General features: G+C 50.9%; 22 protein-coding genes and 1 tRNA gene. 7 read left to right on the top strand and 16 right to left on the bottom strand.

The features are described from left to right. Positions 1-240: 240 nt before the first annotated feature. Entirely contained in the window at positions 241-1,401 is a 1,161-nt protein-coding gene (gene mdoC, locus IMQ48_RS09105; RefSeq protein WP_196208770.1) for a glucans biosynthesis protein MdoC, read from the top strand. Positions 1,402-1,416: 15 nt separating this feature from the next. Here mdoC and IMQ48_RS09100 read toward each other — a convergent pair whose 3' ends face one another. From IMQ48_RS09100 to csgB, 6 genes are all read right to left on the bottom strand, one after another. After that, positions 1,417-2,907 (bottom strand): phospholipase D family protein, encoded by a 1,491-nt coding sequence (locus tag IMQ48_RS09100; RefSeq protein ID WP_370551840.1) that lies wholly within the window; start codon positions 2,905-2,907, stop codon positions 1,417-1,419. Then, positions 2,840-3,382, bottom strand: coding sequence for an O-acetyl-ADP-ribose deacetylase (gene ymdB, locus IMQ48_RS09095; protein WP_196208768.1), 543 nt, complete (start codon positions 3,380-3,382; stop codon positions 2,840-2,842). The genes IMQ48_RS09100 and ymdB overlap by 68 nt, the downstream gene beginning before the upstream one ends. A gap of 100 nt (positions 3,383-3,482) precedes the next feature. Then, positions 3,483-3,803 (bottom strand): type 1 fimbrial protein, encoded by a 321-nt coding sequence (locus IMQ48_RS09090; RefSeq protein WP_196208767.1) that lies wholly within the window; start codon positions 3,801-3,803, stop codon positions 3,483-3,485. A 149-nt stretch (positions 3,804-3,952) separates the two neighbouring features. Next, on the bottom strand, positions 3,953-4,285 hold the full coding sequence (csgC, locus tag IMQ48_RS09085; RefSeq protein WP_196208766.1) for a curli assembly chaperone CsgC: 333 nt from the start codon (positions 4,283-4,285) through the stop codon (positions 3,953-3,955). Positions 4,286-4,345: 60 nt separating this feature from the next. Continuing rightward, on the bottom strand, positions 4,346-4,798 hold the full coding sequence (csgA, locus tag IMQ48_RS09080; protein WP_196208765.1) for a curli major subunit CsgA: 453 nt from the start codon (positions 4,796-4,798) through the stop codon (positions 4,346-4,348). 40 nt (positions 4,799-4,838) lie between these two features. Next, positions 4,839-5,294 carry a curli minor subunit CsgB gene (gene csgB, locus IMQ48_RS09075; RefSeq protein ID WP_196208764.1) on the bottom strand — a complete coding sequence of 152 codons (456 nt, stop codon included), beginning with the start codon at positions 5,292-5,294 and terminating at the stop codon, positions 4,839-4,841. Positions 5,295-6,057: 763 nt separating this feature from the next. Here csgB and csgD point away from each other — a divergent pair. From csgD to csgG, 4 genes are read left to right on the top strand one after another with little or no spacing between them, the layout of a single operon-like run. Continuing rightward, positions 6,058-6,708 (top strand): biofilm master transcriptional regulator CsgD, encoded by a 651-nt coding sequence (gene csgD, locus IMQ48_RS09070; RefSeq protein WP_135322390.1) that lies wholly within the window; start codon positions 6,058-6,060, stop codon positions 6,706-6,708. Between the two features lie 4 nt (positions 6,709-6,712). After that, positions 6,713-7,105: a curli production assembly/transport protein CsgE gene (gene csgE, locus IMQ48_RS09065; RefSeq protein ID WP_196208763.1), complete on the top strand. Its 393-nt coding sequence runs from the start codon at positions 6,713-6,715 to the stop codon at positions 7,103-7,105. A gap of 24 nt (positions 7,106-7,129) precedes the next feature. Next, positions 7,130-7,543, top strand: coding sequence for a curli production assembly/transport protein CsgF (gene csgF, locus IMQ48_RS09060; RefSeq protein WP_096757594.1), 414 nt, complete (start codon positions 7,130-7,132; stop codon positions 7,541-7,543). 25 nt (positions 7,544-7,568) lie between these two features. After that, positions 7,569-8,402: a curli production assembly/transport protein CsgG gene (gene csgG, locus IMQ48_RS09055; RefSeq protein WP_135322392.1), complete on the top strand. Its 834-nt coding sequence runs from the start codon at positions 7,569-7,571 to the stop codon at positions 8,400-8,402. Positions 8,403-8,454: 52 nt separating this feature from the next. Here csgG and IMQ48_RS09050 read toward each other — a convergent pair whose 3' ends face one another. The 4 genes from IMQ48_RS09050 to ghrA all read right to left on the bottom strand — a co-directional run bounded on the left by IMQ48_RS09050 (position 8,455) and on the right by ghrA (position 11,411). Beyond that, complete coding sequence (locus IMQ48_RS09050; protein WP_196208762.1) at positions 8,455-8,937, bottom strand: DUF1097 domain-containing protein; 483 nt, start codon at positions 8,935-8,937, stop codon at positions 8,455-8,457. Positions 8,938-9,038: 101 nt separating this feature from the next. Then, positions 9,039-9,593, bottom strand: a complete 555-nt coding sequence (locus tag IMQ48_RS09045; RefSeq protein WP_196208761.1) for a molecular chaperone — start codon at positions 9,591-9,593, stop codon at positions 9,039-9,041. A 24-nt stretch (positions 9,594-9,617) separates the two neighbouring features. Then, positions 9,618-10,355, bottom strand: a complete 738-nt coding sequence (locus IMQ48_RS09040; protein WP_196208760.1) for a phosphatase — start codon at positions 10,353-10,355, stop codon at positions 9,618-9,620. A gap of 117 nt (positions 10,356-10,472) precedes the next feature. Beyond that, positions 10,473-11,411, bottom strand: coding sequence for a glyoxylate/hydroxypyruvate reductase GhrA (ghrA, locus tag IMQ48_RS09035; protein ID WP_196208759.1), 939 nt, complete (start codon positions 11,409-11,411; stop codon positions 10,473-10,475). Between the two features lie 232 nt (positions 11,412-11,643). Here ghrA and IMQ48_RS09030 point away from each other — a divergent pair. Beyond that, positions 11,644-11,731: transfer RNA gene (locus IMQ48_RS09030), tRNA-Ser, on the top strand. Positions 11,732-11,965: 234 nt separating this feature from the next. Here IMQ48_RS09030 and phoH read toward each other — a convergent pair. The 6 genes from phoH to putP all read right to left on the bottom strand — a co-directional run bounded on the left by phoH (position 11,966) and on the right by putP (position 18,844). Continuing rightward, positions 11,966-12,754: a phosphate starvation-inducible protein PhoH gene (phoH, locus tag IMQ48_RS09025; protein ID WP_196208758.1), complete on the bottom strand. Its 789-nt coding sequence runs from the start codon at positions 12,752-12,754 to the stop codon at positions 11,966-11,968. Further along, positions 12,733-13,026: a hypothetical protein gene (locus tag IMQ48_RS09020; protein WP_170973033.1), complete on the bottom strand. Its 294-nt coding sequence runs from the start codon at positions 13,024-13,026 to the stop codon at positions 12,733-12,735. Before IMQ48_RS09020 ends, phoH begins: the two co-directional genes overlap by 22 nt. Positions 13,027-13,284: 258 nt before the next feature. Further along, complete coding sequence (efeB, locus tag IMQ48_RS09015; RefSeq protein ID WP_196208757.1) at positions 13,285-14,568, bottom strand: iron uptake transporter deferrochelatase/peroxidase subunit; 1,284 nt, start codon at positions 14,566-14,568, stop codon at positions 13,285-13,287. Positions 14,569-14,573: 5 nt separating this feature from the next. Then, positions 14,574-15,701 carry an iron uptake system protein EfeO gene (gene efeO / locus IMQ48_RS09010; RefSeq protein ID WP_196208756.1) on the bottom strand — a complete coding sequence of 376 codons (1,128 nt, stop codon included), beginning with the start codon at positions 15,699-15,701 and terminating at the stop codon, positions 14,574-14,576. 58 nt (positions 15,702-15,759) lie between these two features. Then, positions 15,760-16,593, bottom strand: a complete 834-nt coding sequence (gene efeU, locus IMQ48_RS09005; protein WP_096757602.1) for an iron uptake transporter permease EfeU — start codon at positions 16,591-16,593, stop codon at positions 15,760-15,762. 742 nt (positions 16,594-17,335) lie between these two features. Continuing rightward, the gene (gene putP / locus IMQ48_RS09000) at positions 17,336-18,844 is read right to left on the bottom strand and encodes a sodium/proline symporter PutP (RefSeq protein WP_196208755.1); all 1,509 of its coding nucleotides are present in this window, start codon (positions 18,842-18,844) and stop codon (positions 17,336-17,338) included. Positions 18,845-19,266: 422 nt separating this feature from the next. Here putP and putA point away from each other — a divergent pair, with 422 nt between their 5' ends. Beyond that, positions 19,267-23,229, top strand: a complete 3,963-nt coding sequence (putA, locus tag IMQ48_RS08995; protein ID WP_196208754.1) for a trifunctional transcriptional regulator/proline dehydrogenase/L-glutamate gamma-semialdehyde dehydrogenase — start codon at positions 19,267-19,269, stop codon at positions 23,227-23,229. Positions 23,230-23,924: the final 695 nt, after the last annotated feature.

The raw sequence follows: 23,924 nt of genomic DNA, 5'->3' as shown, positions 1-23,924 counted from the left end.
TTCCCCCTTTGTGTGCTTATATTGATCCGATCCATTTTAATGGATAATCGGGTATTCCGACAACTGAATCCCTGTATTGTTCGCGCGCTGGCTCATGGTTTAATCAGGTTCATCTACCTGTTTTCACTTTGCGTGCTTATCCTGGAGACAGGTTGCTGGACTTCGTGTAGGGTTGCCCTCGAATGTAACCATTATTCGTCTTAGGGATAAGACGAAAAGTCTGAGAATACGTAACTGTCTATGAGCTCTGTATCCCCACCGCGTGAATACTTTCTTGACTCCATCCGCGCCTGTCTGATGTTGTTGGGGATCCCATTCCATATCTCATTGATCTATTCCACACACACCTGGCACGTCAACAGTGCCGAGCCGTCGTGGTGGCTGACCCTGTTTAACGATTTCATTCATGCGTTTCGCATGCAGGTGTTTTTTGTTATTTCGGGTTATTTTTCCTACATGCTTTTTTTACGCTATCCATTAAAACGTTGGTGGAAAGTGCGTGTTGAACGCGTGGGGATCCCAATGTTGACCGCTATTCCTTTGCTCACCCTGCCGCAATTTATCATGCTGCAATATGTGAAGGGAAAAGCAGACAGCTGGCATACCCTTAGCGGGTACGATAAATACAACGCCCTTGCCTGGGAGCTTATTTCTCATTTGTGGTTTTTGCTGGTTCTGGTTGTGTTAACGACCGTGAGCATGTGGGTGTTCACCCAAATGAAAAAAACACAAGAAAGCAAAGAGGAAAACAGCACTGACCCAGTATCAATGGTGAAGCTAACGCTGATTTTTGCCTTGCTTGGTGTGGGATATGCCGCCGTCAGACGGACCATTTTTATCCTCTACCCTTCTATACTCAGCGACGGCATGTTTAATTTTGTGGTCATGCAAACGCTTTTTTATGTGCCTTTCTTTATGCTCGGTGCGCTGGCGTTCATCAACCCCAATCTGAAAACGCTGTTTACCACCCCCTCGCGTAGCTGCACATTATGGGCAGGGCTGGCTTTCGTGGCGTACCTGCTCAACCAGCGTTATGGCAACGGCGACGCCTGGATGTACGAAACCGAATACGTAATAACCATGGTCCTGGGACTGTTGATGGTTAACGTGGTCTTTTCGCTCGGCTATCGTTTGTTGAATTTTCAGTCCGCACGCGTCACCTATTTTGTCAATGCATCGCTGTTTATCTATCTGGTGCACCATCCATTAACGCTATTTTTCGGCGCGTATATCACACCATATATCTCATCGAATCTGCTGGGTTTTCTCTGTGGGCTACTGTTTGTGGTCGGGATCGCAGTGATACTGTACGAAATTCATCTCCGGATACCGGTACTGAAGTTTCTATTTTCAGGAAAACCCCCGGTTAAGCAAGACAAAAACAAAGCCGTAGCCGGTTAACTTTAGTTGTTCAGTTCAGAGCAACCATTCAATCGGTAATACGGATGCCAGCTTCACCAATACCCGCTTCCAGAATCCTGTGGCGGGTTCTTTTTTCAGTACTTCTTCAGTCCCCTGCTGGCGATCAACCCAGTTAATCCGTCCCCAGCGATCGAGACGCAACTGCCAGGCAACATCATGCTGGCTCTGCATAAAACGGTTATGGATCAGCGCCGCCAGGGTTTCACTTTCAATCACAAAGCCCATTTCGGTGTTGAGCAACGTAGAACGCGGATCGAAATTAAGCGAACCGATAAACACGTTACGCCCGTCAATGCTGAAGGTTTTTGCATGCAAACTGGAACCCGAATTACCGGTTAATCCACGATCGTGCACGCCCGTAATGCGATCGCGTGTCGGTTTAAGCTCATATAATTCCACACCATAGCGCAACAGCTTTTTTCGCCAGCGCGCGTAACCGGCATGAACAATTGCCACATCATTCGCCGCCAGCGAATTGGTTAAAATGGCAATCTTGACCCCTTTTCTCACCAGACGCAGAAGTTGCGCCACGCCCGCCCGGGTGGGGACAAAATAGGCGGAAATAATATCAATACGCTCGGTGGGTGAGCCCATAATATCAAACAAGCGCTGAGGTAATAGCGAATGGCGCGGCGCCTTCCCCTCACCTTTTAGCGGGTCGTCGCTGAGCAGGCGTGTTTTGGCCCAAATCAGCGGTAACACTCCCCGATCGAGGCTGGCCATAAACTGGCTGGTTTCCAGCTTATTCAGGTAGCGGCGAGTCATATCATCGTTATACCAGGACTCCGGCAGATCAATGCGCTGCGTAGGCTCAGGTTCTGACAGTGAGAGCACTTTTTTGAGTGTTGAAACGGACTGACACTGCCAGTAACGTTCAAAGTCATCCGCGACGTCTTTCACCACTGGCCCTACGGCCATAACATCCAAATCAGAAAATAGCGGTTGTTCGCCCGCGCCAAAATAGGCGTCGCCGATATTGCGCCCGCCAACAAGCGTCACCACCCCGTCGGCGGTATAGCTTTTATTGTGCATGCGACGGTTAAGCCGGGCAAAATCGGTTAAATAGCCCACGGCGCGCAATATGCGAAAAGAGAAAGGGTTAAACAGGCGGACTTCAATATTTGGGTGGTTATCCAGCAATTGCAGCGTGTCATCCAGCCCCGGCGTATTGTTGTCGTCCAGCAGTAGACGGACCCGCACCCCGCGTTTCGCTGCGGCCAGCAGAACCGAAAACAGCAGCAGCCCGGACATGTCGTTCTCCCAGATGTAATACTGTACATCCAGGGAGCGTTCTGCCATTTCGGTTAACCGATAGCGGGCGGCAAACGCATCCAGACTGTCATCCAGCGCAAGAATGCCGCACAGTTCAGGATGGCTAACGCAAAGAGGTGTAATCGCACGCTCAAGTCGTGTCATATCAGGCCGGATTATCATTGCCTTGCTGGGTGAGTAATCTGTTATATAGCTGGGTGGTTTCTTCATCAAAACAGACGAAGTAAATTTGCTCCGGTAGCGCCCGACGGGTAGTAAACTTCAACACTGTGTTCACGGCTATTTCTGCTGCTGCAGCACGCGGGTAACCATACACACCCGTACTGATCGCCGGGAAAGCAATGGACTGATAGCCATTGGCTAAGGCCAGTTGCAGCGTATTTAAATAAGCCTCTTCGAGACGTTCTGCTTCGTGATGATCGCCCCCTTGCCACACAGGTCCTACGGTATGGATCACCGCCTTCGCAGGAAGATTACCCGCCAGAGTGATTACCGCATGGCCGGTCGGACATTCCCCCTGCTGCTGAATAACCAGTTTGCAGGCTTCTAGCAATGCAGGGCCAGCAGCTCGATGTATTGCCCCATCCACGCCGCCGCCTCCCAATAATGACGAATTGGCAGCATTGACGATAACATCAACAACGATCGTCGTAATGTCGCCCTTTAACACATGAACACGCGATTGCATAAGTTTCCCCTGACAAAACACCCTCAACTCAGTGTACAGCAGGGTTTTCCAGGAAATCTCAATTTTTAACGATACCTGTGCATATCTACGCCATAACGATTCATTTATATTCAATATGCAGAATAGCGAGATTTTTCTGCTCATTAAGATAGTGCATTTTCACCGCCGCAATTTGCTTAAATCGCTGACTGACCGTCGTCACCTGTTGCGCGTTGAAGCGACTATTGTGCATCTTGCCGTCGCGTATACATGACATTTCAATCTGTTGTTGATGGGTGCTGACTTCACAAGGCGGTTCCACTATTTCACCACGAAAACGAATAATCCCGCCTGCTGAGATTTGTTGAGCACTTACGGAGACTGTAAAAAGAGAAAAAAAACCTATGCCGATACTTAGAATTCTCTTCGCTAAAGTACACATAAAGGTTCCTCAATGATTAACCATCTGAGAGATCGGTCTGATCCTTCACCGCTGCGATTAACGACCCGATAAAAACACATTCATGTTTCTATATTCATAGAACAGCAATGCGCTCCCAGCCACACCCATAATGCAAATATCTCAACGCATCAAGAATGGCTGGATGAGTCTGACCACTGCTGTGAGAGATGCAACGATTGCCCATCCGAAACGGTGACAATAATTTTTACTGAATCCCCGGCTGAAATATTAAAGCTCAGTTTAGTTAAATCAATCGGCCGATTAGCAGGGACCAAAAGGCTTGTTTTCTGTTGTGTTTGGCTTTGCCCCCCTTTTCCTTCACGTATAGCAAAGACTTGTACCTGACACTCGCAGGGTTGCGTTAACGTTACCTGAGGAATAATGGTGTACATTTCGCCTTGCTGGGTTGTATTGAACGTGATTTGATTTGACAGTGCGGCAATAAGTAATAGCGTATGCATATTATTCTCCCGAAAAAAAACAGGGCTTTCGCCCTGTTTTTTTTCAATCAGAAGACTAAATTAATGTTGGTTAGCCGTAGCGTTGTTGCCAAAACCAACCTGACGAACCAGAACGTTGGAATCAGACGCAGTCTGATTAACCACCGCACCGTTACGACCACCGTACTGGGTTACGCTAATATCCGCGCGTTTAGCATTCCACTGATTGATATCAGCACTGTTGCTAAAACCTGATTGTTTCAGACTAATGGTACTGTCATCAGCACCTTGTCCGACTGTTGCACCGTTACCACGGCCATGCTGAGTGATGGTCACATCGGATTTACGAGCATCACTTTGCAGCGCATTCGCAATGTTGCCAGAACCATACTGGTAAATACTCATTGATGAGTCAGGGCCAAAGTTATTACCGCCATTATGATGATTATTGCTGCCCCATTGCGGAACAACACCAGCCAGAGCACTGCCAGAAACTACGATTGCTGCGAATGCTGCCACTTTTAAAAGTTTCATGGTAAACCCCCATCGGATTGATTTAAACGTCGTTAATGGATTAGCGTTGAGTTACGCGAATGGCCATTTGCGACTGTCTCTGCACCACAACTGCTGTTTTTTGTGTACCGTACTGGGTAATATTCGCTTTATTACCAGAACCTTTCTGGATAATCATTGCTGTATTACCGTAAGAACCTTGTTTTATACTCGCATCATTGGAACTACCCGCCTGATCTATATATGCAAAGTTATATGATCCTGCCTGATCTATTTTCGCTCGGTTGCCTGAACCGTCTTGCGAAATGACTGACAATAGCTTCGAGCCCGACTGGCGTGTATTGGCACTGTTTCCTGCGCCTACTTGACCAATAATGGCTGCCTGATTAAATGAAGACTTACTTAATTCATTTACCGCAAAGTTATATTCTGAATTAGCCATATCATAACTTGTTGCGGATGCAATCCCAGGCACTCCCAGTATTGTAAACATCATAAATAACAACTTGTTTTTCATGTTGTCACCTGGACCTGGTCGTACATGAAGTTAAATTATTTACCACTCAAGTTTTGTTGTTAACGTAGCTTATTTTTGTTAACGCCACGTTACGATGAAGAGTATGTCCGTTGAAACATTTTAAATAACTCACCCACGAGTGGTATTTTTATATTCAGATTCACCCCAAAGTACTAATTAGCAGCCAATATCGCTGTTATCCGTATACATTTTATTTCTGACTTATTGTGGGGTCTGCATTTCTATGCAGTAAGAGAAAAAGGCAGTCTTCAGCGCTTTCAAGCGCCTCGCACCTCCCCATGTTGATAGGTCTCGGCACAAGTCGTGACAAACATCATTTTTTTCTGTCGAAAATGTCCCAACGTAAAGTGAGACAGAAAATCAAGAATTCATTAGAATACTAAAACGAAAGAACTATAAATAAAAACATTATAAATCAATTGATTAATATAATTTGTATGATTTTTTAAATCTATGCAATAAGAGTAAAGTGTACAACTTTCCTATCAAATCTAAACTCAATAAAAACCATAAAATCACATTTTAATATATAAATTTACATTATGTAACAAGTTTAACACTTGCTTTAAGATTTGTAATAGCTAGATTGAAATCAGTTGAAGTCCATTTGTTTTAATATTTTCACCCCTTTGGGTCGATATTTTATTTCTACACAGCAGTGCAACATCTGTCAGTACTTCTGGTGCCTCTATTTTAGTAGAGACAGCTGTCAGGTGTGCGACTATAAAAGTGGAGTTTCATCATGTTTAATGAAGTCCATAGTATTCATGGTCATACATTATTGTTGATCACAAAACCGTCTCTGCAGGCAACTGCATTATTACAACATTTAAAGCAATCACTGGCGCTCACCGGAAAACTACATAATATTCAACGTTCTCTGGACGATATTTCCGCCAGCTGTATTGTTTTACTGGATATGATGGAGGCAGATAAAAAACTGATCCATTACTGGCAAGATAACTTAAGTAGAAAAAACAACAATATAAAGACTTTATTGTTGAATACACCCGATGATTATCCTTACCGGGATATTGAAAACTGGCCGCATATCAATGGTGTGTTTTACGCAGCTGAAGATGAACAGCGTGTTGTGAATGGACTACAGGGCGTTTTGCGAGGCGAATGCTACTTTTCGCAAAAACTCGCCAGCTACTTGATCACGCATTCTGGAAACTATCGTTATAACAGTACAGAGTCGGCACTACTCACGCATCGTGAGAAAGAAATCCTTAATAAACTGCGTATCGGCGCCTCAAATATTGAAATCGCACGCTCACTGTTTATCAGTGAAAATACGGTTAAAACACATCTTTATAATCTTTTCAAAAAGATAGCTGTCAAGAATCGTACGCAAGCGGTCTCGTGGGCTAATGATAACCTCAGGCGATAAAGCCATGAAACGCTATTTGACCTGGATTGTGGCAGCAAATCTATTCCTTGCTGCCGGGGATCTACACGCCGCTGTAGAAGTGGAGGTTCCCGGACTATTAACCGACCACACTGTCTCTTCAATCGGCCATGATTTTTATCGTGCGTTTAGTGACAAGTGGGAAAGTGAGTACACAGGAAATTTAACCATCAATGAAAGGCCCAGTGCGCGTTGGGGAAGTTGGATCACTATAACGGTCAATCAGGACGTTATCTTCCAGACTTTTTTATTCCCGACGAAAAGAGACTTCGACAAAATAGTCGTCTTCGCTCTGGCAGAAACTGAGGATGCATTAAATCGCCGGCAAATAGACCAAACACTATTAAGCACAAGCGATTTAGCGCGTGATGAATTCTAAAAATGATTTTGTCCGGAGGCTTTCATGCGTGTCAAACATGCAGTGGTTTTGCTCATGCTAATTTCACCATTAAGTTGGGCCGGAAACATGACGTTCCAGTTCCGCAATCCAAACTTTGGTGGCAACCCTAATAACGGCGCTTTTTTGCTGAACAGTGCGCAGGCGCAAAACTCGTATAAAGACCCGAGCGGTGACGACTTCGGTTTCGAAACCCCATCGGCCCTCGACAACTTTACTCAGGCTATCCAGTCACAAATTCTCGGAGGGCTGCTTACCAATATTAATACAGGTAAGCCGGGCAGGATGGTAACCAATGATTTTATTATTGATATCGCCAACCGAGATGGGCAACTGCAACTTAATGTCACAGACAGGAAAACGGGCAAAACATCGACAATAGAAGTGTCGGGTTTACAAACACAGTCAGCCGATTTCTAAGCTATAGCTACGAAAGGAAAAAATCATGCAGCGCTTACTTATTTTGGTTGCAGTATTTTTACTCAGCGGATGCTTAACCGCCCCGCCACAAGAAGCCGCTAAACCGACATTAATGCCCCGTGCCCAAAGCTATAAAGACTTGACGCACCTGCCGATGCCTACCGGTAAGATTTTTGTCTCGGTTTATAATATTCAGGATGAAACGGGTCAATTTAAACCTTATCCGGCAAGTAACTTCTCAACCGCCGTCCCACAAAGCGCCACGGCGATGCTGGTCACCGCATTGAAGGATTCACGCTGGTTTGTGCCGCTGGAGCGTCAAGGATTGCAGAACTTGCTTAACGAACGAAAAATTATTCGTGCGGCACAGGAGAATGGCACTGTAGCCGTGAATAACCGTATTCCTCTTCAGTCACTAACCGCCGCAAACGTAATGGTGGAAGGGTCTATCATTGGTTATGAAAGCAATGTTAAGTCTGGTGGGGTAGGTGCGCGTTATTTCGGTATTGGTGCAGATACGCAATACCAGCTTGATCAGATTGCGGTCAACCTGCGTGTGGTTAACGTCAGCACCGGTGAGATTCTTTCGTCGGTAAATACCAGCAAAACCATTCTCTCCTATGAAGTCCAGGCTGGGGTATTCCGCTTCATTGATTACCAACGTCTTCTGGAAGGCGAAATTGGTTATACCTCTAACGAACCGGTTATGCTTTGTCTGATGTCGGCCATTGAAACCGGGGTTATTTTCCTGATTAATGACGGAATTGATCGCGGATTATGGGACTTGCAGGACAAGAAACAGGTCGATAACGATATTCTGGTTAAATATCGTCATTTGTCAGTACCACCGGAATCCTGATACTCGATATAAAGAGACAGCGAGAAGCGTGAGGTTAACCTCACGCTTTTTATTATTTACTGGTCAACGAAGGTGATTCTCGGTTTTCACGGCGGGCCGCCAGCCACAGTCCGCTATTCTTCATTGCATAGCCAAACACCAACCCGACAGCCAGTGAAGGCAGAACCAGACGCCAGTCTCCCTGCCCTGCAAATGTTGCACATGCACCAATAAACGTTCCCGGCACAAATGAAAGCAACCATTGCTTCGCCTGAATGCACATCAAGAAGGCGACAATACCCGTGATGACATAACCGATGATGTCCATATGCGGGGCAAGCGCACTACCGTTAATAATCACCAGCGCCCACACCACACCGCTTAACAGCGTACACGCTGAGATCCACAGCCCTTTTAGCCCACCTTGTGGACAGGCAAAATAGGCCGTACAGCCTAAAAAACCCGCCCAACTGAGTAAACCAAGAGAAACGGCCACCCATCCCCAGAGACCGGAGAGAATGCCCGTTGTGATTGCAATAGAAAGAAGTATGTTCATGCCGCGCATCTTAGCAGAAAAACGGCATGATAATGAGATCGCGCACACAATTTATGCAAGTAGACAAATTGCGTTGCACGATAAGGTGATGCAAATCACATTTACTCTTCTGTATCTTCCTGCAACTCGTCCCACATAGCGCCAATCGCATCACGCGTCAGCGGCGCCATGGTACGCCAGAATGGGGAGCTGGCATGCGCTTCAACTTTGCCAAGGAACGTGTCGCACCACGGGAGCAGATAGTCGACGAATAACGTTTCCAGCGCTTCACTTTCATCTTCAGCAGACTGGTCTTCAAGCCAGGATGCAGCCAGCAGTAATGTGCCGATATGATCAGCAGGAGTATCCGCCAGCGGCATACCGCGCGAAGAAAGGAATGCGCGAACGTCGGATTCCTTAGCGCCGTCTACCCAGGCACTGCGATAAGGCGGCACCGCACATTCTTCACCGACAAATAGAGCGTTATAATCTGCAGCCAGCAGCGGCATGTCACAGCTTTTCTGTAAGCGAGTCAGCAGTTCATCTTGTTCCAGCGGCCAGCTTGCCGACAGTTTACCCTCACCGATCATGGTAAAAAGAGGAACCAGTAACGGATCCTGCGGTTGGCGGTAAAACAGCGATCCCAGGACACGACACAGGATAGAAAACTCGTTCATAGATGTATTCCAGTTAGTTCACAATTAAAGTTCAGCAAATTCCGCGATAGGCTCCATGCCGCGCGATTCCAGAAACGCCAGCAAGCGTTTTGGCGATACGTTCAAAATTCTGTCTTCCGGGAAGTTCACATCATCCAGGATTTTACGGCACTCACCAAATTCCCCTAGCGTGAAGGCGGTATGAGAATCCGAGCCTAACGCCACCCAACCACCGGCATCACGTACCGCTGCGGCGACTGCGCGGCAGTTGTCTTCACTACCCTTGCGTGAGTGCAGGAAGGAAGAGTTATTGATTTCCAGCGCCACCTGGTATTTCGCCGCCGCCTGCGCAATAGCGGTGATATCCACCGGATACTTCGGATTTCCTGGATGGCTTATCACATGAACATGTCCGCTGGCCATCGTGGCAATCATAGCCTGAGTATGCGTGTCTTTATCATGTGGCGCAAAAACCGGCTCATGGAAGCCCGCAATAATCAGATCCAGGGAGGTAAACATCGGACCAGAACAGTCAATTTCACCATCGATATTCTTAATATTCGCTTCAATACCGCGGAGAATTCCCACCCCGTCCACCATACGTGGCCAAATACGCATATTAATAAAATGCCAGTGATGCGGGGCATCCGCCATATCCGGCCCGTGATCGGTAATAGCAAACAGCTTGATACCTTTGCGTTTGGCTTCAGCGATGTAATCACTCAGGGTACTGTAGGCGTGGGTGCTGGCGACGGTATGCATATGCAGGTCAACGGGATACATAATTCTCTCCTGTAGTCATTTTTCGTCAAGGATAGCAGGTATCGTCGCCATTAATACCTTAAATAATTCGAGCTGCAGGAAGGTGTTAATCGAAACCCGGCACTGGCCGGGTTGTTATCAATATCCCCTAACGCGATCGACCTGACCCGTTACGGCTTTGCCACTTTCTAAATTCAAGATAGTACGCGAGATATAGTCTACAGCCTCCGCAGGACGCGTCACGGCGGCAATATGCGGCGTCATCGCCACGCGCGGATGTTTCCACAGAGGGTTATTTTCCGGCAGCGGTTCGCTACTGTAAACATCCAACATCGCGCCCTTCAGCTTCCCGGTATTCAGCGCCGCCAGCAGGTCGTCTTCGTTCAGATGAACCCCGCGCGCCAGGTTAAGCACGTACGCCCCATCCTGCAATTGATTCAGCAGCCCGGCGTTAATGATGCCGACCGTTTCTGCCGTATTTGGCAGAAGATTAATCAGCACCCGCGTTTGGCTCAGGAACGCCGCCAGCTCTGGGGTACCGGCAAAGCTTTCCACGCCTGGCCAGGATTTACGCGTCCGACTCCAGCAACGCAGCGGGAAGCCCCAGGCTTGCAGACTCTCAGCCACTTTTGCCCCTAATACCCCTGCCCCCATAATCCCGACGGTGAACTCTTCGCGGGTATACTCTTGCAGCGGTTGCCATTTCGCCTGACTTTTTAGCGCCTGATAGTCATCAAAACGTCGAAACCAGTGCAGTACCTGACTCACCGCGTATTCCTGCATTTGCAGACCCATACCGGTATCTTCCAGACGGAAAAGCGGGATTGAGGTATCCAGCATTTCAGGGTGGGCTTTTAGCTTACTGAGGATAGAGTCCACGCCAGCACCCAGGGCGAAAACGGCTTTTAGCTTGCGACCAGCCAGCATATCAACCGGTGGATGCCAGACGAGGGCATAGTCAGCATGAGCGTTATCACCCCGCTTCCATTCACGGACATTTGCGCCAGGGATTGCCTTAGCCAGTGCCTTCAGCCACCAGGCCGTATCGAATGTCGGGTGATAGAAAAGTATTTCCATATTAACTCCTGAGCAGTGTTATGCGGAACTTTCTCGCACTTATCATCATTTTCCAAGGAATATCAGAATAGCAAATTTTAGGATGCTGGCAAAAAAAGCAATTCTTGCTTATTTACGCCCCATGTTGCTTGAAGTTTGTGTAAATGCACGTTTTTTTTCAAAAGTAGATTGACGCCGGGGCGGTGTTTCCCCTACATTAGCGCCCGTTCCGCTAACGCAGGAACAACAATACGGTGAGGTGTCCGAGTGGCTGAAGGAGCACGCCTGGAAAGTGTGTATACGGCAACGTATCGAGGGTTCGAACCCCTCTCTCACCGCCATATTTGAAGAAGAGCTCGTACGCAAGTACGGGCTTTTTTTTCGTCTAAATTTACCGGATGCGGTGCCGGCACCTAATCCGGTCTACCACGCATATCCCCGCTGGCCTGATAAGCGTAGCGCCATCAGGCATCTTGCAAAGAAGCGTGTCTGTGCTTTTTATATGCATATAAACGATTATTCCTGCTTATAAAAAACAAAGCCCGGTTTCCCGGGCCTTGAACACATAAAACTAATCAGCTGTAAGCGTTAAGCGTCCGCTGGCAGAGCGCCGAGCGAACGCAATCATCTTTATTAAAACGAACAATTCCAACCATGTCATCTTCTTCGAAGCGGGCCAGCGCATCGTTAAGCCCGGATCGAACATGTGCCGGTAAATCGCACTGGGTAATATCGCCGTTCACAATTACCGTCACATTCTCCCCGAGGCGCGTCAAAAACATCTTCATCTGCGCTGCCGTCACATTCTGAGCCTCGTCGAGAATGACAACAGCATTTTCAAATGTCCGACCACGCATATACGCGAACGGCGCGATTTCCACCTTTCCAATCTCAGGTCGCAGGCAATATTGCATAAAAGAGGCACCCAGACGTTTTACCAGCACGTCATACACCGGGCGAAAATAAGGAGCAAACTTCTCGGAAACATCCCCAGGTAAGAAGCCGAGATCTTCATCAGCTTGCAGAACTGGACGGGTGACAATGATCCGGTCCACATCTTTGTGGATCAGAGCCTCTGCTGCTTTTGCCGCGCTGATCCAGGTTTTACCACACCCGGCTTCACCGGTGGCGAAGATCAGCTGTTTACTCTCAATAGCATTCAGGTAGTGCGCCTGAGCCTCATTTCGCGCCGTGACAGGTGTGGCATCGCGACTGTCACGCGCCATACCAATCGCTTCTACGCCGCCCATCTGCACAAGCGAGGTGACCGATTCATCTTCACGTTGTTTATGGCTACGCGAATCCCGTCTCAGCACACGTTTTGCTTCACGACGAGCTTTGATCACTGCTTTTTGTCTTCCCATGGATAGCACCTTGAGTTGTAGGTATACATCACACGCGCCATTTTCGGCACGATTATGCGCACGAACATCTGAGGGTTGGCTTCCTTGTAAGCCATTGCTTGCCTACGAATAAGACACCACACACGGCTACGCGCACCGTATAAGGCGTCAGTAACAAGGATAAGATGTGGAAGAGAGAGGAATTTAGCGGTGACGAGATGGCTACCGGAAGAGAAACGTCCGCGTAAGGTGGTGATAATGTAAGAAACCTGTCCAATACAGGACGTTACCATTCGCGATCTCCATAGTGAATGACTATCACTGCCGGGAACTACCGCTGTTACATATAAGTACAACAGAATTTATTCTCAATGCAACAATATTTTTACTTATTGTTAACTAAATTCCATCTTATCGTTGGCAACAGTCTCTTACAGAGAGATGACAGAATTATTTCAGCGCAGACGCATCACGAAAAATAATTTTTTCGTTCATCACCGTGTCAGGTCAACATGTGAGGAATTGCCCCGCACAGGCGCGGGGCACGGGAATTAGGCTTGTAGAAGAGACTGTCCGAGATAGTGGTCCGGTGTTTTTACGCCCGGTAAAGCAAAGAAATAACCACCGCCAATCGGCTTAACGTACTCCTCCAACGCTTCACCGTTCAGGCGTTTCTGTACGGCCAAAAAACCTTTCTGCAGATCGTGTTGATAGCAGACGAACAACAGCCCCATATCCAGCTGACCGGATTGCGTCACGCCGAGCGAATAGCTGTAGCCACGACGCATCATCAGGCTGGATTCGGTCTCTTTGGTCCGCGGGTTCGCCAGCCGGATATGGCTGTCGAGCGCAATTACCTCACCTTCAGGATCGGCGGCATAGTCCGGTACATCATGCTCGTGCTGCATTCCCAGCGGAGCACCGGTCTGTTTATCGCGCCCAAAAATGGTTTGCTGCTCTTTAAGCGGCGTGCGATCCCAGAACTCCACGCGAAACTGAATAAGCCTCACCGCCTGATAGCTGCCCCCTATCGCCCATGCAGGCTCGCCCTGATCGGCCGTAACCCACACCACGTTTTGCATCAGCTTTTCATCAGTACCGTCCGGGTTCGCGGTCCCGTCTTTAAAGCCAAGCAAATTAACCGGGGTTTCTTTACCTTTACTGCGTGCAGCATGATCGGAGATAAATCCCTCGCGCTTCCAGCGTACGCTGAGCAGATCCGGTGTGTGCTTAATGATGTCGCGTAACGCATGGATAACGGTGTCCTGCGTGTTGGCGCAAATCTGTAACAGCACATCCCCGTGGCACAGCGCCGCATCGAGCGAATCATTCGGGAAACGCGTCATTTTTTGCAGCGTTTTCGGCATTTGTGTTTTCAGACCATAGCGCTCATCAAACAGTGAATGGCCGACCGACAGCGTCATCGTCAGGTTGTCCGGGGCAATGTAAGCCCCCAGAATGCCGGAGTCCATTGGCGGCAAGCGCGGATTCGGCGTTTCGGGTGCCGGGCCGCCGGTGGTCAGGAACGCAAAGCGATGAGTCAGTAAACGGAACAGACGTTCAAGGTCTGCTTTGTCGCTGGCGAGGACATCAAATGCCACCAGCAGCATCGAGGCCTGCTGCGGCGTCAGGATCCCCGCCTGATGCGGTCCATAAAAGGGTTGAACATCATCACGCGCATTGGGTGACAGAGTGCCCGGCGCACTTTGCGGTTTTTGCGCATGCGCAACCGGACAGCCACCCGCCAGCGCCAGCGCGCCGCCCAATGCTCCCATACCCTTCAACAGACGTCGGCGTGACGGTTCACTCACGCCGTTTTCATTATCTTGTTGCATGATGCTTAATCCAGACCCAGTACGCCGCGTAATTGCGACAAATCTTCTGCCAGTGTCGTAATTGGCCCTTTCAGCGCGTTACGGTCAGCATCGGTCAGTTTGTCGTAAGTTTCAAACCCGTCTTTGGTGCGATACTTGCTCAGGATACCATCGACTTTTTTGAAGTTCGCATCCACCTTTGCCAGCAGTTCAGCATTGGATTTTTGCAGTTGAGGACGCAGGAGATCGACAATTTTCTGTGCGCCATCGACGTTGGCCTGGAAATCCCACAGGTCGGTGTGGCTGTAGCGATCTTCTTCACCGCTAATTTTACTGGCGGCCACTTCTTCAATCAGACCAGCCGCTCCGCCAACCACTTTAGACGGTGGGAAGGCCAGTTCACTGATACGCGTTTGCAGGTCGATAACGTCGGTGTTCAACTGGTCGGCATATTTATCCATCCCCTTGGTGGTATTGTCGCCAAACAGCGCTTTTTCCAGACGGTGGAAGCCGGTGAATTTAGGATCGGCAGCCTTTTGCTCGTAATCATCTTCACGTGCATCGATGCTGCCATCGAGGTCAGAGAACAGCTCGGCAATCGGTTCAATACGTTCATAATGCTGACGCGTCGGTGCATACAGGGATTTAGCCTTCTCGATATCCCCGGCTTTAATGGCGTCTGTAAACGCTTTGGTCCCCGCCACCAGCTGCGCGGTTTCTGCGGTTACATAGGCTTTGTATTCGGCGATCGCACCGCTCAGGCTCAGCAGGGCGTCACTCTGCGGCGCATCTGCAGTTGCGCTGCCCTTGACGATCAGCTTCCCTTTCGGGTTCGTCAGCAGGCCGCAGGTCATATCATATTCGCCAGGTTGCAGGTTGGCGGTCATTTTCTGGCTGAAGCCCGGGGCAATATTTTCACGCTCTTCCACTACCATTACGCCTTTGAGGATTTCCCACTCCAGCGCTTTCTGACTGTGGTTCTGAATAATGAACTGGGTTTTCCCGGCATTGACCGTGATCGTCATCGGTTCACACTGTTTGTCGTTAACCGTGACGTTGACCTTGGGAATATCTGCGGCGTGTGAGGCAAAAGCAGAAGTAAACAGCGCAGCCATACCCAGCTGCAGCGCACTACGGCGAAAGTTAATCGTCATGACCTATCCCTATAAATAAGTATGTTGTAACTAAATGATATTCTGCGTCGCGTTGTTATCAGGGTGCAGTACGAGACGCCGTAGAGCCTGAACGAGGCGGTAATGCAAACATAATCAGTGCCGGGATCAGGTAGATAAACCAGACGGCAACCTCACTGACACTTGGCGCTTCCTGGTAACCAAAAATCCCTTCCATCAACGTGCCAAACAGCGAGTGCGTAGACAACACGCTGCTCAAATCAAATGCCACATCCTGGAAATGATTCCATAACCCGGCTTCGTGGAACGCACGAATGGCCCCGGCGGCAAGACCTGCGGCCACCAGCAGAATGAACAAGCTGGTCCATTTGAAGAAGGCCCCGAGATTCAGTCGGATCCCGCCGAGGTAAATCAGGTAACCCAGAACAACGGCTGTTGCCAGACCCAGCATCGCCCCGACCGGCGGCCAGATACCAACATCCTGCTGAAATGCCGCCAGCAGAAAGAAAACCGACTCCAGGCCTTCACGAGCGACGGCAAAAAAGACCATCATCACCAACGCCCAGCCGTGATGATTGCCACGCTGTAGAGCGTTATCGACCGCCTGCTCCAGTTGAACTTTGACGTTGCGCGAAACTTTACGCATCCAGAAGACCATCCAGGTGAGGATCACCACGGCAATCACTGCCACGATCCCTTCAAACAGCTCCTGCTCTTTTTGCGGAAATTCACCGGTGGTTTCATTGATGAAAATCCCCAGCGCCAGGCATAGCGCCGCCGCCAGCAGAACACCAATCCACATCACGCCAATCCAGCGACCACGCTGAGTCCGTTTCAGGTAACTGGCTATCAGGCTGACAATCAGCGCGGCCTCTAAGCCTTCGCGCAACATAATCAGAAATGGAACAAACATGCGAAGCACCCTTAAACGTTATTCTCAGTCAACTCGTGAAAAGAAAAGTAAATTACAGTGATAGTGATTATCATTACAGAAAAGAAAAACTCAAGCAGAATGTTTTGAGAATGATGACTTAATGTAAACAGTTAGTCTGATAAGGATTACGGTGATTTTGCGAAGAGGAAAAAAAGCCCGCACGCGGTGCAATATTGTTCAGTTGAGCATGTATGGAGAACATTTTACCCTGAATAAGTTTCCGTTCAGCCGTCAACGTCTCATCGATTTTCAGCCGGACCAGGGTGTCGCTTCAGCGTTTTGGCTTTCAGCTATATCCGTTTTGCTGTTCAGAGATATTCAAGTAAAAGCTCAGGTAGTCAGGTGTGGGCTGGTCCGGCTGAAAATTGCCGACGTGTTTCCGTAAGGCCGGGAGAACCCGCAGGGATGCGGGTTCAGGGCGCGTTTTGCATGGACGCTTCCTCGCGCCCGGCCCGATAGCCTGGAGGAATAAGCGGAGGGAACCACGAAGTGGCAATTTTCCTGCCGGGAGCCGGGATTGTAAAGGGCGTGGCGGAGAACGCCCTTTACACGTTCACAGGAATCGGTGCTTCAGAAAAACGATGAGCATGAGGTGAACGGAACCTTTCTCTGAGATAGCATGTTCATTGCCTCCGCCTGCACATCTTGATGCCTTCTGAAACTAGTCGTTAACTGAACGGCATAGCCCGCAGGGATGCGGGCTGTAGAAGCAATAGGCAGATTACTCAACCTGTAAACGTGACGGCGGTGCAGAATGATAATGCGCATCAGCCTCAGCAAAGCGTTTTTGCATTGCGGCTGACGGTGCTTTACCCAGCAAGCTGAACACCACGATACCGATACTACCGAACACAAAGCCCGGGATGATTTCATACAGGCCCAGCCAGGCGAACTGTTTCCAGACGATAACCGTAACCGCACCAATGATCATCCCCGCCAGCGCACCGTTACGGGTCATTCGCGACCACATTACGGAGAACAGCACCACCGGTCCGAACGCGGCACCAAAGCCAGCCCAGGCGTAGCTCACCAGACCGAGAACGCGGTTTTCCGGGTTAGCCGCCAGCGCAATAGAGATCAGCGCAACAACCAACACCATGACGCGGCCAATCCACACCAGTTCTTTCTGGCTGGCATTTTTACGCAGGAACGCTTTGTACAAATCTTCCGTAATGGCGCTGGAACACACCAGCAGCTGGCAGCTCAACGTCGACATCACCGCCGCAAGGATAGCCGACAGCAGAATACCGGCAATCCACGGATTGAACAGGATTTGCGCCAGTTCAATAAACACTCGCTCGGCGTTCTGGTTAACCGCACCCGCCAGCGCCGGATTATTATTGAAGTAGGCGATACCGAAGAAACCAACGGCCACGGCCCCCGCCAGACACAGGATCATCCACGCCATGCTGATGCGGCGTGCGTGCACAATGCTATGGTGAGAATCTGCCGCCATAAAGCGCGCCAGGATGTGCGGCTGACCGAAGTAACCCAGCCCCCAGCCCATCAGGGAAATAATGGCAACAAAGTTCAGGCCCTTGAGCATGTCCACGTTCTCAATGCTCTTTTGTTTGATCACTTCCAGCGAATCTTCAAAGCCACCGACGCCAATAATCACCATCACCGGCGTCAGGATCAGAGCAAAAATCATCAGGCTGGCCTGCACGGTATCGGTCCAGCTGACGGCCAGGAAACCGCCAATAAAGGTATAGATAATCGTCGCTGCCGCACCCGCCCACAGCGCTGTTTCATAACTCATGCCGAAGGTACTTTCGAACAGACGCGCCCCTGCAACAATCCCTGAAGCACAATAGATGGTGAAAAACAGCAGAATAACCAGCGCGGAAATAATACGCAGCACACGGCTTTTATCTTCGAAACGACCGGTGAAGTAATCCGGCAGCGTCAGGGCATTATTATTAAACTCGGTGTGTACGCGTAAACGCCCGGCCACCAGCTTCCAGTTGATCCATGCGCCTAATGTCAGGCCGATAGCGATCCAGCTTTCTGAAATTCCCGACAGGAAAATCGCCCCCGGCAGCCCCATCAGCAGCCAGCCGCTCATGTCGGATGCCCCGGCGGAAAGCGCGGTGACAAACGGCCCCAGGCTGCGTCCACCCAGAATGTAATCATCAAAGTTTTTGGTTGAACGCCATGCAATAAACCCTATCAACAACATGCCAAAAATATAGACACAGAATGTCACTAACATCGGTGTGCTAATAGCCATCAAAACTCTCCAAAATTATGTATCGACAATGCCGTGGCTTGCCGTTTTATTACCCTGCCGGAACGTGGCAAAGATATCTATGTTGACCTGGGCGACCGTATCCTGCCGGAAGCGAGGGTCATTCACAATCGATTTAACACACCATTTACATCAATTTTGATCTCGAGTAGATAGCATTTTTCTGGAGGTTGCACTCTCTCACACTTTTTTCGGTTGCACCTTTAAAAAGTGTTAACTGCCGCAGAGAAAAAGAGCGCGTTATTTTTATCGCTGCCTCTGCAAACACCATATTCATTAACATTTCATTCATTTTCAAGCTTGCAAACCAAGTCACATTTAACACGGTTGCACAAAGTTGCAACATAGTGGATATTTCTCGCTAACTATCAGTTTCGTATTTGAGCACAACAGGAGTAAATGGCATGGGAACCACCACGATGGGGGTTAAGCTGGACGACGCCACACGCGAGCGTATTAAAACAGCCGCATCACGAATCGATCGCACGCCGCATTGGCTGATCAAACAAGCCATCTTTAATTATCTCGAAAGACTGGAAAATGACGATGCCCTGCCTGAGCTGCCTGCCCTGCTGGCGGGTGCAGCCAATGAAGGAGATGACGCCGCGGCATACCAGAATGAAACCCACCAGCCTTTCCTCGAGTTTGCCGAGCAGATCCTGCCGCAGTCTGTTTCCCGGGCGGCGATCACCGCCGCGTATCGTCGTGCAGAAACCGACGCCGTACCGATGCTGATGGAACAGGCGCGCCTGCCGCAGCCGATCGCTGAACAGGCTCATAAGCTGGCATATCAGCTGGCCGACAAACTACGTAACCAGAAAACCGCCAGCGGTCGCGCCGGCATGGTTCAGGGACTCTTGCAAGAGTTCTCGCTGTCTTCTCAGGAAGGTGTTGCGCTGATGTGCCTGGCAGAAGCCCTGCTGCGTATTCCCGACAAAGCTACGCGCGATGCGCTGATCCGCGACAAAATCAGCAACGGCAACTGGCAGTCGCACATTGGACGCAGCCCGTCGTTATTCGTCAACGCGGCAACCTGGGGGCTGTTATTTACCGGCAAACTGGTTTCCACGCATAACGAAGCCAGCCTCTCGCGCTCACTGAACCGCATCATCGGAAAGAGCGGCGAGCCGCTGGTCCGCAAAGGCGTCGATATGGCGATGCGCTTGATGGGGGAGCAGTTCGTCACCGGGGAAACCATCGCTGAGGCGCTAGCGAATGCGCGGAAACTGGAAGAGAAAGGTTTCCGCTACTCCTACGATATGCTGGGGGAAGCCGCACTGACCGCCGCCGACGCGCAGGCCTACATGGTGTCTTACCAGCAGGCTATCCACGCTATTGGTAAAGCGTCTAATGGACGCGGTATTTATGAAGGGCCGGGGATTTCGATCAAGCTGTCGGCGCTGCACCCGCGCTACAGCCGTGCGCAGTACGATCGCGTAATGGATGAGCTTTATCCGCGCCTGAAGTCGCTCACCTTGCTGGCGCGTCAGTACGACATCGGCATCAATATTGACGCCGAAGAAGCAGATCGTCTGGAAATCTCCCTCGATCTGCTGGAAAAATTGTGCTTCGAACCTGAGCTGGCTGGCTGGAACGGGATTGGTTTTGTCATCCAGGCCTACCAGAAACGCTGTCCGTACGTGATTGATTATCTGATTGATCTGGCCACGCGCAGCCGCCGTCGCCTGATGATCCGCCTGGTCAAAGGCGCATACTGGGACAGCGAAATCAAACGCGCCCAGATGGACGGCCTGGAAGGCTATCCGGTGTATACCCGTAAAGTCTACACCGATGTTTCCTATCTGGCCTGCGCCAAAAAACTGCTTGCCGTGCCGAATCTAATCTACCCACAGTTCGCCACCCATAACGCTCATACGCTGGCGGCCATTTATCAGTTAGCGGGTCAGAACTATTACCCCGGTCAGTACGAGTTCCAGTGCCTGCACGGCATGGGTGAACCGCTGTACGAGCAGGTCACCGGCAAAGTGGCTGATGGCAAACTGAATCGCCCATGCCGTATTTACGCACCGGTAGGGACCCATGAAACGCTGCTGGCGTACCTGGTGCGTCGTCTGCTGGAAAACGGCGCGAACACCTCGTTCGTTAACCGTATTGCCGACACCACCCTGCCGCTGGATGAACTGGTCGCCGACCCGGTCGAAGCCGTAGAAAAACTGGCGCAGCATGAAGGCCAGGCGGGTCTACCGCATCCGAAGATTGCGCTGCCACGCGACCTGTACGGCAAGGGACGCGAAAACTCTGCCGGGCTGGATCTGGCGAACGAACATCGCCTGGCCTCGCTGTCCTCTGCCCTGCTCAATAGCGCACTGCAAAAATGGCACGCGAAACCGATGCTGGAGCATCCGGTGACTGACGGACAAATGACGCCGGTGATTAACCCGGCGGAGCCGAAAGATATCGTGGGCTACGTGCGCGAAGCCTCCCCGAATGAAGTGGAACAGGCGTTACAAAGCGCGGTGAATAATGCACCGATCTGGTTCGCTACGCCGCCGCAGGAGCGTGCCGCCATTCTGCATCGCGCCGCCGTTCTGATGGAAGGCCAGATGCAGCAACTGATTGGCATTCTGGTTCGCGAGGCGGGTAAAACCTTTAGCAACGCCATTGCTGAAGTGCGTGAAGCGGTCGACTTCCTGCATTATTACGCCGGGCAAGTCCGCGATGATTTTGATAACGAAACCCATCGTCCACTCGGCCCGGTAGTCTGCATCAGCCCGTGGAACTTCCCGCTGGCCATCTTCAGCGGGCAAATTGCCGCCGCGCTGGCTGCAGGCAACAGCGTGCTGGCAAAACCGGCAGAACAGACACCGCTGATTGCCGCCCAGGGGATCGCCATTTTACTGGAAGCCGGCGTCCCGCCAGGCGTGGTACAACTGTTGCCCGGTCAGGGTGAAACCGTCGGGGCACAGCTGACGTCCGATGAGCGCGTACGCGGCGTGATGTTCACCGGTTCAACGGAAGTCGCCACGCTGTTACAACGTAATATTGCTCGCCGTCTTGACGCGCAAGGCCGTCCGATCCCGCTGATCGCCGAAACCGGTGGAATGAACGCGATGATCGTCGACTCCTCGGCGCTGACGGAGCAAGTGGTCGTTGATGTGCTGGCCTCCGCCTTTGACAGCGCCGGACAGCGCTGCTCGGCACTGCGCGTCCTGTGCCTGCAGGATGACATCGCCGATCACACGCTGAAAATGCTGCGCGGCGCGATGGCCGAATGCCGGATGGGCAATCCGGGCCGCCTGACCACTGACATTGGGCCGGTTATTGATGATGAGGCCAAAACCAATATTGAGCGCCACATTCAGGCCATGCGCGCCAAGGGACGTCCGGTATTCCAGGCAGCGCGTGAAAACAGCGAGGATGCGCGGGAATGGCAAACCGGTACCTTTATTGCGCCAACGCTGATTGAGCTGGAGAGCTTCGATGAACTGCAAAAAGAGGTGTTTGGTCCGGTGCTGCACGTGGTGCGCTACACCCGCAGCAACCTGGGCAATCTGATTGAGCAAATCAATGCTTCCGGCTACGGCCTGACGCTGGGTGTGCATACCCGTATTGATGAAACCATCGCTCAGGTTACCGGCTCCGCACACGTGGGTAACCTGTACGTCAACCGTAATATGGTTGGCGCAGTAGTCGGCGTGCAGCCCTTCGGCGGCGAAGGCTTGTCAGGCACCGGCCCGAAAGCCGGCGGTCCGCTGTATCTGTACCGTCTGCTGGCTAACCGTCCGGAAAATGCGCTAAGCATCACCCTGGCACGCCAGGATGCCGACTACCCTGTCGATGCACAGCTCAAGGCGGCGCTGATCCAGCCACTGAACGCCCTCACCGAATGGGCAGCCGATCGCCCGGCGTTGCAGACCCTGTGCCAACAGTTTGCTGAACTGGCGCAGGCCGGAACCCAGCGTTTGTTGCCTGGCCCTACCGGCGAGCGCAACACCTGGACGCTGTTACCTCGCGATCGCGTTCTGTGTATTGCCGATAACGAACAGGACGCGCTGGTTCAAGTCGCCGCCGTGGCTTGCGTGGGCAGCCTCATCCTGTGGCCGGATGATGCTTTCCACCGCGATCTGGCAAAACGTCTGCCTGCCGCTCTTTCCGGGCGCATCCAGTTTGCCAAAGCGGATAATCTGACCGTACAACCGTTCGATGCCGTTATCTTCCACGGTGATTCCGATCAACTGCGCGCGTTATGCGAAGAGGTTGCCGCCCGGGATGGCGCAATTGTCTCGGTACAAGGCTTTGCCCGTGGTGAGAGCAATATCCTGCTGGAGCGGTTGTATATTGAACGCTCATTGAGCGTCAACACCGCTGCTGCTGGCGGGAACGCCAGCCTGATGACAATCGGCTAAGGGTATGGTTATGGGGTATACGCTTCAGATCGGTCAGTAAAGCGTCGCCAGAGGACAATGAATATATTACCTCTGGCGCCTTGTTACGTTCACCTTGAATGCTTCACCACTCTGAAACCATTATACCTGTGAACGTGTAAAGGGCGTTCTCCGCCACGCCCTTTACAATCCCGGCTCCCGGCAGGAAAACTGTTGCTTCGCAATCCCCTCCGCTAACTCCTCCAGGCTACCGGGCCGGGCGCGAGGTAGCATCCCTGCAAAACGCGCCCTGAGCCAGCATCCATGCTGGCTCTCCCGGCCTTACGGAAACGCGTCGGCAATTTTCAGCCGGATCTATCCACACCTGACCTCCTGCATTTTTTGTTTAAACAGCAAAAAGGAAATACCTGAAAGCCAGTGCGCTGAAGCGGCCCCCTTAGTCCGGCTGAAAATCGATGAGGCGTTGACGGCTGACCGGGGCAGCCCGCAAGGAAGCGGGCTGAGGGGACGGCCTGCAGGGATGCAGGCTCGGCACCGACCCGACAGGCAGACGGAATAAGACGAATAAATCGCGCAGCGACGATTTTCCTTGCCGGGAGCCTGGGTTGCAAGGGAGGCGGCGGTGAGCCTCCCTTGCACGTTCACAGGGACAGAGGCATCAAAAAAGTCATGAACATAAAGTGAACGGAACCCTGTTCCAGAGTAAAATGTTCTTC

The organism is Citrobacter sp. Res13-Sevr-PEB04-36 (assembly GCF_015672735.1).
Taxonomy (GTDB): domain Bacteria; phylum Pseudomonadota; class Gammaproteobacteria; order Enterobacterales; family Enterobacteriaceae; genus Citrobacter.
Note: the sequence above shows the minus strand (reverse complement) of the source record. Positions and strands in the feature narration are given on the sequence as shown.